Origin of the sequence: Pseudomonas sp. Irchel s3f10 (assembly GCF_900187515.1) — a bacterium.
Taxonomy (GTDB): domain Bacteria; phylum Pseudomonadota; class Gammaproteobacteria; order Pseudomonadales; family Pseudomonadaceae; genus Aquipseudomonas; species Aquipseudomonas tensinigenes.
In genome coordinates this window covers 44,401-55,431 of record NZ_FYDZ01000010.1, presented here as the reverse complement: position 1 = coordinate 55,431, position 11,031 = coordinate 44,401, and the positions used below count along the sequence as shown (strand labels likewise).

The following is an 11,031-nucleotide window of genomic DNA, read 5'->3' as shown; positions in this document are numbered from 1 at the left end:
CAACGCGTTAGGGCTGGCCCGCGTGCGGGCTATCAAGAGAAGGATGTCTTGATTAGAGCGTTGCTGCATGGACGCTCCGATTGATCATCATTTATCACCTGACAACTTCCTCCCGTGGAGGAATGCGTGTGCCTGTTCTGTGGAACGTAGTGGTGGATCGTGAAAGAACTGAACTTTCATCAAATCAAAAGTCCGCGCGGAAGGTGATACAACCATGTTCAACCTACATCACAAGGCTGACCTGCAGCAGATCGAGCGATTCAGCTGCGCGTTGACCGAGGCCAACGCCAAGCTGGAAGCGATCAACCGTTCGATGGCCATGATCGAGTTCAGCCCTGAGGGCATCGTTCTGGATGCCAATGAAAACTTCTGCAAGACCATGGGCTACAGCGCCGATGAAGTGCGTGGCAAACATCATCGGGTGTTTTGTGAAGAGGCTTTCTATCGCAGTGAGGAGTACGCCAGATTGTGGCGTGACTTGGCGCGCGGTGAGCCGATCAGCGGGACTTTCCTGCGCTTGAACAAGGCCGGCAGGGAAGTCTGGCTCGAAGCCAGTTACATGCCGGTGTATGGCCCGGACAAGCAAGTCCAAAGTGTGATCAAAGTGGCCGCCGACATCACTGCACGGGTGAATAAAGAACACGAAGAAGAAAGCATGCTGGCGGCAATCAGTCGCTCCATGGCGGTAATCGAGTTCACCCCGGAAGGCAATGTCATTACCGCCAACGACAACTTCCTGAAGACCATGCAGTACTCGCTCAACGAAATCGTCGGCCATCATCACAGCCTGTTCTGCCATCGTGCCGAAGCCGAGTCTGCGCAGTACAAGGCATTCTGGGCCTCGCTCAATCGCGGCGAATATCACTCGCATCGTTTCGAACGCAAGAACAAGTCGGGGCAGATGGTTTACCTCGAAGCGTCTTACAACCCGCTGTTCGATGCCAAAGGGCGACTGTACAAAGTGGTCAAGTTCGCCAGCGACATCACCCATCAAATGACCACCTTGCAGAACGCTGCCGAATCGGCCCACAGCACTTCGGTACAAAACGACGCCTGCGCGCAAAAAGGCTCACAAGTCGTGCAGCAAACCGTGCAGATCATTCAGGACATCTCCCGCGACCTCAACGAAGCCGCAGCGAGTATTGATGCGGTGAGCAAACAATCGGACATCATCGGCACCATCGTGCAGACCATTCGCGGGATTGCCGACCAGACCAACCTGCTGGCGCTCAACGCCGCCATCGAAGCGGCGCGGGCCGGTGAACACGGACGCGGTTTTGCCGTGGTAGCGGACGAGGTGCGCAGCCTCGCGGCGCGGACCAGTCAGGCGACCTTGGAGATTGTCGATGTGGTACGCAAGAACCATGACCTGTCGCTGAGCGCGGTGTCGAGTATGCAATCCAGTCTGAGCCGCACTGGGCTCGGGGTTGAGCTGGCGAATGAGGCGGGGGAGGTGATTCTGGAGATTCAGCAGGGCTCGCGGCATGTGGTGGATGCGATCAGTCAGTTCAATGAAACCCTGCAATTGAACTGAAAACGCAGCCAAACCTGTAGGAGTGAGCCTGCTCGCGATAGCGGTATATCAGTGACATCTTCGGTGACTGACTAGCCGCAATCGCGAGCAGGCTCACTCCTACAAGGGATTTTCATTTAGACCCGAGATCACAGCGCAGCGAGAAACTTGTCCGCCTGCTTGTCACTGTCCTTCACGTCGTTGTCTTTCTCCGCCTGTGCCAATTTCATCTTGTCCTGCAAGCGCTCGGCGATCTCCTTGCCGATGGCCTGTTGTTTCTCCGGCGGCATGGCTTTGATGTCATCTTCGGTCAGCCCCATCGACTGCAGGATACTGTCGCGCAGACGCTGTTCCGGCGTCTTGCTCATGTAGTCCTTGAACTCGTCGGTGGCGGATTTTGCCGAGGCCGTGGTGGCATCGGTGGCTTGCAGGTTGACGCGGGTCTTGGCGAACGCTTCGTCGACGTTGTCGCTGATACGCGAGGCTTCGCTGACTTGCTGGGTCGCGATCTGCGTGGCCGAGTCCTGCACCTTGGCGGTGGCTTCGGCGGTTTGCGCCTGGGTCTGGTTTTGCAGGGTTTGCAGCATGGCGCCGTGCAGGCCACCTTGCAGACCGGCCGCAGCGGTGGACGTCGCATCGTCATTCAGCGCTTTGGGCAGATGAATGATTTGCTGTTGTTTGGCACTGATCAACATGATGTGTGGACCTGTAGGTAATTGCTGACTGGCGTAGCGGAGCAATTACCGTGCCTTCTGAATAAATCCTTTTATTTCAATAAGTTGATCGGCGGTCACGTGTTGGCGGCGGTCATCCCTTGCCGATAAGCGGCAGAGGATGACCGTAGCCAGCCTCAGCGATGGGCAATGTTCTCCAGCGCCAGATTGCGTGTGCGTGGGCCGAACCAGCCGATGGTCAGCATCACGATCAGCATGCTGCTGACGATGAACGCCAGTACGCCCGGCGTGCCGAAGTTGTCGAGAAACAGACCGATCAACAGGCTGCTGAATACCGTCGACAAACGACTGAACGAATAGCAGAAACCCACCGCGCGGGCACGGATGTTGGTCGGGAACAGTTCGCTCTGGTACGAGTGATAACTGAAGCTCAGCCAGGCGTTGCAGAAGGTGATCATCACCCCGCAGAAAATCAGCCCGAACGCGCTGGTCTGCAAGGCGAACAAGGTGCCGAAGGTCATCGCGCCGAGGGCCGAGCCGACGATCTGCCACTTGTTCTCGAAACGGTTGGCGAACTTGACGAACAGCAACGGGCCGAGCGGGTAGGCGAGGGTGATGATGAAGGCGTACATCAAACTGTGGGTGACGCTGACGCCCTGGCCGGACAGCAACGCCGGCAACCAGTTGCCGAAACCGAAGAAACCGATCGCCTGGAAAATGTGGAAGACAATCAGCATCAACGCGCGACGACGATACGGCGGCTGCCAGATATCGGCGAAACGACCCTTGCCTTCGACGTCGACCGGTACGGCTTCGGGAGCGTCCAGCGGTTTACCGTGATCCCTCTCGCAACGAGCCTCGATAGTGTCGAGAATTCGGCTGGCCTCATCAAAGCGGCCATGCTGCGCGAGCCAGCGTGGCGATTCCGGCAGACGCTTGCGCAGCCACCAGATAAACAGCGCAAACACCGCGCTGGTCAACACCACCCAACGCCAGCCGGACACGCCGAACGGCGCTTGCGGCACCAGCCACCACGACATCAGCGCCACCGCCGGCACCGACAGGAACTGTATGAAAAACGCGAAGGCAAAGGCCGAGCTGCGCATGCGTTTGGGTACCAGTTCCGAGAGGTAGGCGTCGATGGTCACCAGTTCGATACCCAGACCGATGCCAACCAGAAAGCGCATGCAGATGATGCCCAGCGCTGAGGTTTGAATGCCCATCAACACCGTCGCCACCGTGTACCAGACCAGGGCGAAGGTGAAGATCGCGCGGCGGCCAAAGCGATCGGCCAACGGGCTGAGCAGGCTGGCGCCAAGGAACAGGCCGAGGAACGTCGCCGAAGCAAACGCAGCCTGATCGGAGAAACCGAATACGCCCTGATTGCCAGTGGCAAAGATGCCGTCGCGGATCAGACCGGGGCTGATGTAGGCGGTCTGGAACAGATCGTAGAGTTCGAAAAATCCACCGATCGACAGCAGCGCCACCAGCCGCCAGATTGTCGCGACCGCCGGAAGGCGATCGATGCGGGCGGACACCTGTGCGGCGCGGATCGGGTCGATGCCGTCGCTTTGCGCGGCGGCGGGGGCGTGTGCAGTCATGGGCTGATCCATTTTTTATTGATGGAAAAGCTTAGCCTGCTATCGGAGTTGACGGATTGTGAATATCGGCGGTTTACGCAGTTAAACCGCTGAATTCTCGCAATATCTGCTTACGAATTAACGATTTATGCCGCAGCCGCCGAATCCGGTAGCGCCGAGGCTGGCAGCCCGAAAATCCGGTCAAACAGCCAATTGAAGGCAAACGTGTAGCACGGGATGAAAATGATCAACGCCAGATCCAGCAGGAAGGCTTGCACCAGACTGATGTTCATCCACCACGCAATCAACGGAATCAGGAACACGATCAGCGTCAGTTGAAAGCCGACGGCGTGAGCAATGCGTCGTTTCACCGTGCGGGTGCGCGATTGCTGGCGGCTTTCCCAGTGCTCGAACAACGAGGTGTAAATGAAGTTCCAGGTCACGGCGATGGTGGTGATGATCACTGCCAGCGGCCCGGTGCTGCCCGGGGAGGTGCCGGACAACAGCGCCAGACCGAGGGCGGAGAAGGTCATGCCGATCACTTCGTAGAGCGATACATAGACCAGTTTGCGTTTAACGCCTTGCATGGGGATTTGCCTCTTTCTTGCCGTTTGTTGGCCAGTGGGACTGGCGAAGACGGCGAAAGATAGCTTCAATGGGGCTGACAGAAAAAGTCAGCTACTTTCAGTTCTGGTGATAGGTGTGCGAAGTGAATTTCAACAGCGACAGCATTGAGCTGTTTCTTGCCGTGATCGAACGCGGCTCGTTTTCGGCGGCGGCGCGTGCGTTAGGTCGGGTTCCTTCGGCCGTCAGCATGAGCATTGGCAACCTTGAGGCCGAACTGGGTTATCTGCTGTTCGACCGCAGCCATCGCGAACCGCAACCGACGGCAATGGCGTTGTCGTTGGTGCCGCATGCGCGGCTGATTGCCGAGCAGCTCAAGCAGTTGCAAGTGCATGCCGTGGAATTGTCGTTGGGGTTGGAGAGCAAGTTGTCGATCGGCGTGGTCGCGGACATCGACCGCCGGCGTTTATTGGCTGCGATCAAGGTGATCGCCGAGCGTCATCCGCTGCTCGATATCGAGGTGCTGACCGCGCCGCAGGATGATGTGCTGGCGATGCTGCACAGCGGCCGGGTCAGCGTGTGCCTGGCGTTTGCCGGGCTGAGCATGAATGTGCTGGAGCGTTTTCAGTTTGTCGGCAGCGAACGGATGATCGCCACGCTGGCGGCGGACAGTCCGCTGTTGCAGGGGCAGGATGTGTTTCTCGAAGATCTGGTACATGTGCGGCAGATCATCGTCGCCAGCCGCGACTTGCCGATCAGTGAAACGCGACCGTTGGTGGCGGAGTCGTACTGGCGCACCGACAGCCTTGAGACGGCGATGGAAATGGTCGAGGCTGGATTGGGTTGGGGCAATTTTCCGCTGTCGGTGGTGCAGTCGCGGCTGGACAGCGGACGGCTGAAACGGCTGAATTTCCGCAACATCGAAAACGGTCTGGTGATGCCGGTGCATGCGGTGTGGCTCAAGAGCCAGCCACTACAGAAAGGCGCGCTGGCCCTCGTCGACTTGCTCAGCCACTGAGCCCAACACAAAACCCCTGTAGGAGTGAGCCTGCTCGCGATAGCGGTGTTTCATTCAACACATGCGTCGCCTGGCACACCGCTATCGCGAGCAGGCTCACTCCTACAAGGGTTGTGTTTCAACTCAGCATTTGTGAGCACCACATAAAAACTGTAGGAGCTGCCGAAGGCTGCGATCTTTTGATCTGTTTTTAAGAGCAAAATCAAAAGATCGCAGCCTTCGGCAGCTCCTACGGGGGGCAACAGCGTCAGGTGCTTTCGCGGATCTTCAGTTCAAAGCCCATGTCTTCAACCGGGCGCGCTACGCTGTTACCCGCCATCAACGTCAGCATCTGCTCCGCCGCGCGCCGGCCAATCGCTTCACGCGGGGTGTTGATGCTGCTCAGGCGCGGCACCATGTGTTCGGACATCGGCAAGTCGTTGAAACCGAGAATCGCCACCTGCTCGGGAATCCTGATGCCATTGCGCAGCGCTTCCAGCAACGCGCCCTGCGCCAAATCGTCGTTACCAAAAAAGATTGCATCAACATCCGGATGCGCCGCCAGCAACTGCAAAAACAGTTCCCCGCCCAAGCCCACCGATGAAGAGCGCGGCGTCAGCACTTCCAGATCCGGGTCATAACGCCCGGCCTTCTGCAGCGCTTTGCGAAAACCTTCACCACGCAACAAGGTGCGCTGATCGAGCTGCGCGCCAATGTAAGCCAGACGCTTACGCCCACGGGAGAGCAAATGCTCGGCCGCCGTCTCGCCAGCACTGAGCTGCGAGAACCCGACGCAATTCACCCCGGCGGCACTGTCCAGCTCCATCATGTACACGCAGGGAATATTGCTGGCCTCGATCATCCGCCGCGAACTTTCCGTGCGATCAAACCCGGTCAGCAAAAATCCACGTGGCTGATAGGCCATGTAGTTGCGCAGCAGGTTTTCTTCTTCATCGCGCGAGTAGTGGAAATTGCCGATCAGCACTTCGAAGCCTTTGGGCGTCAATACCCGATGAATGGCTTCCAGCGTATCGATGAACAGCAAGTTGGATAACGAAGGCACCAGAACCACCACCGAATGGCTCTGCGCCGAGGCCAACGCGCGGGCAGCAGGGTTCACCACGTAGTTGAGTTCGAGGGCGGCTTTCTGCACTTTTTCCACCAGTTCGGTGGCGACCGTGCTGACCCCACGCAAGGCGCGAGAAGCGGTAATCGGGCTGACACCGGCCAGGCGGGCAACTTCATTCAGGGTGGGACGGCCGGTGGTGCGGGTATTTTTATCGTTTTTAGGGGTGGTCATCGACGGCTTGCCAAACAAAAATCAAGGCACTAAGGTAGCGCTGTCCTGATGCAGCTGTAAATGCGTAAGCGAGGTCCTGCCTGATCTTCGCTTTTTGGTGTTGGGAACAAACCTGCTGCAACCCAAAAAAACGACAAGAAGGCGTCGGCAACTTCTGCCTGTGCACTAGAGTCATAGCTAGCAAAGGTAGCGCTGTCTGCGCGCTGAGGTGTTATATGAGTCATCCCATCACCGCCCTGGTCATCATGGGCGTTGCCGGTTGCGGCAAGACGTGCGTCAGCGAGGCCTTGTGCCAATTGAGCGGCGCCACTGCCATTGAAGGCGATACTTTCCATCCGGCCGCGAACATCGAAAAGATGAGCGCGGGGATCCCCCTGAACGACGACGACCGTGCCGGCTGGCTCGACAGCCTGTGCGATGAACTGCGTCGCGTTGATGCATCGGGCAAACGCCCGGTGCTGACCTGCTCGGCCCTTAAACACAGTTATCGCGAAGTGTTGCGCAGTGCCTTGCCAGGCCTGGGCTTCGTGTTTCTTGAATTGACCCCTGAAGTTGCCGCTGAGCGTGTGTCCCATCGTCCGGGCCACTTCATGCCGGCCACGTTGATCGAAAGCCAGTTCGCCACCCTCGAATCGCCCAAGGGCGAGCCGTTGACCTTGGCCCTGAATGCTTCGATCCACAGCGTTGAAGAACTGGCGTCCCAGGCTCATGTCTGGTGGCAGGCCCACGGTCTGAAGCAGGCGGTATGAGTGTGTTGAAAGAGATAGCGCTGTCCTCCCGACTTCTGTTTAACCCGCTTTAATAACAACAACAATCCAGGAGACACCCCCAATGTTTGGCATGTCCCATGAGACGTTCCTGCTGCTCGATGCAGTGGTCACGGTAATCGGCCTGATTATCCTGATCACCAAATTCAAGATTCACCCGTTCATTTCCCTGACCATCGCCGCCGCGTTCCTCGGCCTGACGTCGGGCATGCCGATCGGCACCATCATCAAAGCGTTCCAGGACGGCTTCGGTGGCGTGCTCGGTTTCGTCGGCATCATCCTCGCGCTGGGCACCATGCTCGGCAAAATGATGGCCGAGTCGGGCGGGGCGGATCAGATCGCCCAGACCCTGATCCGTGCGTTCGGTAAAGACAAAGTCCAGTGGGCGATGATGTTCGCCGCGTTCCTGGTGGGCATTCCGCTGTTCTTCGAAATCGGCTTCGTGCTCCTGATTCCACTGGTGTTCATCGTTGCGCGTCGCACCGGTGTGTCGATCATCAAGATCGGTATCCCGCTGCTCGCCGGTCTGTCCGCGGTGCACGGTCTGGTGCCACCGCACCCGGGTCCGCTACTGGCCATTGGCGTGTTCGGCGCTGACATCGGCAAGACCATTCTTTATGGTCTGATCGTTGCGCTGCCGACCGCGATCATTGCTGGTCCGATCTTCGGTACGTTCATCGCCAAGCACATTCCGGGTCACCCGAATCAGGAACTGGTCGATCAACTGGCCCGCGAAAATGACGACTCGACCACGCTGCCGAGCTTCAGCATCACCCTGATCACCGTGCTGCTGCCAGTGTTCCTGATGCTGCTGAAAACCTTCGCTGACGTGGCGTTGCCGGACGGTCACTTCTTCCGCACCTGGATGGACATGATCGGTCACCCGATCTCGGCACTGCTGCTGGCGTTGCTGTTGTCGCTGTACACCTTCGGGCACAAGCAGGGTATCGGTTCCCAGCAAATGCTCAAGTGGCTCGACGCAAGCCTGGCGCCAACCGCGGCGATCATTCTGATCATCGGTGCCGGCGGTGGCTTCAAGCAGATGCTGGTCACCAGCGGTGTGGGCGATGTGATCGGCCACATGGCGGTCAGCGCACAGATCTCGCCGATCCTGCTGGCGTGGCTGGTGGCGGCGGTGATCCGTATCGCGACCGGTTCGGCAACTGTGGCGACCATCACTGGCGCGGGCATTGTTGTGCCGGTGGTGGGGATGATTCCGGGCGTTAACCGTGAGCTGCTGGTGCTCGCCACGGGTGCCGGTTCGCTGATCCTGTCGCACGTGAACGACGCCGGTTTCTGGCTGGTGAAGCAGTACTTCAACATGACCGTGGCTGAGACGTTCAAGACCTGGACTGCGATGGAAACCATCCTCTCGGTGGTTGCGTTGGGCTTTATCCTGCTGTTGTCGCTGTTCGTTTAAGCGGCTTCTTTCAGGCACAAAAAAACCGCAGCGATGCGGTTTTTTTGTGGGTGATCGTTCCCACGCTCTGCGTGGGAATGCCTCAATGGACGCTCTGCGTCCGCTTTGGGACGCGGAGCGTCCCGGGCTGCATTCCCACGCGGAGCGTGGGAACGATCAGATAGGTGTCAGGCGGAAGTTTTTGGACTCAGGCCATCCGCCCGGAACATCCCGCGAATCCCGCGTACCGCCTGACGAATCCGGTCCTGGTTTTCGATCAGCGCAAAGCGCACGTGATCATCGCCATACTCACCAAACCCAACCCCCGGCGAAACACAGACCTTGGCCTCAGCCAGCAATTTCTTGGCAAATTCCAGCGAACCCAGATGCGCGTACTGCTCAGGAATCTTCGCCCAGACATACATCGACGCCTTCGGATTCTCGACCATCCAGCCCAGTTCATGCAGGCCTTTGACCAGCACATTACGACGCTGGCGATACTGCTCGGCGATGTCGCGCACGCACTGCTGATCACCTTCCAGCGCAGCAATCGCCGCCACTTGCAGCGGGGTGAAGGTGCCGTAGTCGTGGTAGCTCTTGATCCGCGCCAAGGCGTTGACCAGTTCCGGGTTACCGACCATGAAACCGATACGCCAGCCGGCCATGTTGTAGCTCTTCGACAGGGTGAAAAACTCCACCGCGATGTCCTTGGCGCCCGGCACCTGCATGATCGACGGGGCTTTCCAGCCGTCGTAGACGATGTCGGCGTACGCCAGGTCGTGAATCACCAGCACGTCGTACTGCTTGGCGAGGGCGATCACTCGCTCGAAGAAATCCAGCTCCACGCACTGCGCGGTCGGGTTCGACGGGAAGCCGAGGATCATCATTTTCGGCTTCGGGATCGAGCCGCGGATCGCCCGTTCCAGTTCGTCGAAGAAGTCCACGCCCGGCACCAGCGGTACCGAACGCACCTGGGCGCCGGCAATCACCGCGCCGTAGATGTGAATCGGGTAGCTCGGGTTCGGCACCAGCACGGTGTCGCCCTGATCGAGGGTCGCCAGCATCAAGTGCGCCAGGCCTTCCTTGGAACCGATGGTGACAATGGCTTCGCTTTCCGGGTCGATATCGACCGCGTAGCGATCCTTGTACCAGTTGGAAATCGCCCGGCGCAGGCGCGGAATACCCTTGGACGTCGAGTAACCGTGGGTGTCCTCGCGTTGGGCAACTTGTACGAGTTTTTCGACAATGTGCGGCGGCGTGGCGCCGTCGGGGTTACCCATGCTCAAGTCGATGATGTCTTCACCACGACGACGCGCGGCCATCTTCAGCTCGGCGGTGATGTTGAAAACGTAAGGGGGGAGTCGATCTATGCGCGCAAAGCGGCGCGGCGAACCTTGTTCGGCCATTGTTGCCTCGGATAACGTAAGCGCCCGGAACCGTCCGAGCGACGCTGGTCACTGCGGTGACCTGTGGCGGAAGATAAGGTCAGTGATGGCATACTGTCCAGCCCGTTTGTAAACAATTTTGTCCCAAGGAAATCGGTAGATGGAATTCACCAGCGGCTTCTTGCTGAGCCTTTCGCTGTGCCTGGATATCGGCGTGGCCAACATCGCAATGATCACATTGGCGATGCAGCGCGGTTACTTTCAGGGCTTTGCGCTGGGCCTCGGCACCTGCGTCGGCGACCTGATTTACGCGGTGCTGGCGCTGGCCGGCATGACCGTTTTGCTGCAGTACGAAAGCGTGCGCTGGGTGCTCTGGATCGGTGGTTCGGCGCTGCTGATCTATTTTGCGGCGAAGATGATTTACTCGGCGATCCATCACGAAGCGCAACTGGCCGCGACCGCCGAGGTAGGGCAGAACTCCCATCGCAAGGAATTTTTCCGGGGGATTTTCCTCGCCATGTCGTCGCCGAGTGCGATTCTCTGGTTTGCCGCGGTTGGCGGTACGTTGATCGCCCGTTCCGGTGGCGGTGGGCCGCTGAGTTCGGCGCTGTTCCTTGGCGGTTTCCTTTGCGCCGGGCTGCTGTGGTCGGCCGGTTTGTGCTTCGCCGCAAGCCACGGCGGTAAGCTGCTGGGCGACAAGCTATTGCGCTATTCCTATATGGCATCTGCAGCGATCTTCTGCTATTTCGCGGTGTACGTGATCGTTTCCGGCTATAACGAGTTTGTCGGTTCGGGTGCCGTCGAGCAGCTGCATTCGCTGTAAGCGTGCGAATTGGGTTTGGCTTTCTATAC

10 protein-coding genes and 1 pseudogene are annotated in these 11,031 nt (G+C 58.6%); 6 read left to right on the top strand and 5 right to left on the bottom strand.

Translation table 11 applies throughout. From position 1 onward, the window contains the following. Positions 1 to 214: 214 nt before the first annotated feature. Positions 215 to 991 (top strand): annotated as a pseudogene (locus CKW17_RS30845) (PAS domain-containing protein); the annotation flags it as partial. Between the two features lie 3 nt (positions 992 to 994). Further along, positions 995 to 1,534, top strand: coding sequence for a methyl-accepting chemotaxis protein (locus tag CKW17_RS30840; RefSeq protein WP_224789345.1), 540 nt, complete (start codon positions 995 to 997; stop codon positions 1,532 to 1,534). A 128-nt stretch (positions 1,535 to 1,662) separates the two neighbouring features. On the opposite strand, the gene CKW17_RS20370 is transcribed toward CKW17_RS30840, so the two are convergent. The 3 genes from CKW17_RS20370 to CKW17_RS20360 all read right to left on the bottom strand — a co-directional run bounded on the left by CKW17_RS20370 (position 1,663) and on the right by CKW17_RS20360 (position 4,354). After that, positions 1,663 to 2,208 (bottom strand): hypothetical protein, encoded by a 546-nt coding sequence (locus CKW17_RS20370; RefSeq protein WP_095121259.1) that lies wholly within the window; start codon positions 2,206 to 2,208, stop codon positions 1,663 to 1,665. A 155-nt stretch (positions 2,209 to 2,363) separates the two neighbouring features. Beyond that, on the bottom strand, positions 2,364 to 3,788 hold the full coding sequence (locus CKW17_RS20365; RefSeq protein WP_095121257.1) for an MFS transporter: 1,425 nt from the start codon (positions 3,786 to 3,788) through the stop codon (positions 2,364 to 2,366). A 125-nt stretch (positions 3,789 to 3,913) separates the two neighbouring features. Then, positions 3,914 to 4,354, bottom strand: coding sequence for a PACE efflux transporter (locus CKW17_RS20360; protein ID WP_034153370.1), 441 nt, complete (start codon positions 4,352 to 4,354; stop codon positions 3,914 to 3,916). Positions 4,355 to 4,476: 122 nt separating this feature from the next. On the opposite strand from CKW17_RS20360, the gene CKW17_RS20355 reads away from it, so the two are divergent. Then, entirely contained in the window at positions 4,477 to 5,349 is an 873-nt protein-coding gene (locus CKW17_RS20355; protein WP_095121256.1) for a LysR family transcriptional regulator, read from the top strand. Positions 5,350 to 5,596: 247 nt separating this feature from the next. Here CKW17_RS20355 and CKW17_RS20350 read toward each other — a convergent pair whose 3' ends face one another. Continuing rightward, positions 5,597 to 6,628: a LacI family DNA-binding transcriptional regulator gene (locus CKW17_RS20350; protein WP_095121388.1), complete on the bottom strand. Its 1,032-nt coding sequence runs from the start codon at positions 6,626 to 6,628 to the stop codon at positions 5,597 to 5,599. Positions 6,629 to 6,843: 215 nt separating this feature from the next. Between CKW17_RS20350 and CKW17_RS20345 the strand changes: the two genes are divergently transcribed. Together CKW17_RS20345 and CKW17_RS20340 are read left to right on the top strand one after the other, a co-directional pair. Continuing rightward, positions 6,844 to 7,377 (top strand): gluconokinase, encoded by a 534-nt coding sequence (locus tag CKW17_RS20345; RefSeq protein WP_007917804.1) that lies wholly within the window; start codon positions 6,844 to 6,846, stop codon positions 7,375 to 7,377. A gap of 82 nt (positions 7,378 to 7,459) precedes the next feature. Beyond that, a complete protein-coding gene (locus CKW17_RS20340) occupies positions 7,460 to 8,815 on the top strand; it encodes a GntP family permease (RefSeq protein WP_008082018.1) in 1,356 nt (451 codons plus the stop codon). Between the two features lie 167 nt (positions 8,816 to 8,982). Here CKW17_RS20340 and alaC read toward each other — a convergent pair whose 3' ends face one another. Continuing rightward, positions 8,983 to 10,200, bottom strand: coding sequence for an alanine transaminase (gene alaC, locus CKW17_RS20335; protein WP_095121254.1), 1,218 nt, complete (start codon positions 10,198 to 10,200; stop codon positions 8,983 to 8,985). Positions 10,201 to 10,339: 139 nt separating this feature from the next. On the opposite strand from alaC, the gene CKW17_RS20330 reads away from it, so the two are divergent. Further along, positions 10,340 to 11,002: a LysE family translocator gene (locus tag CKW17_RS20330; protein WP_095121253.1), complete on the top strand. Its 663-nt coding sequence runs from the start codon at positions 10,340 to 10,342 to the stop codon at positions 11,000 to 11,002. The last annotated feature ends 29 nt before the right edge of the window (positions 11,003 to 11,031 follow it).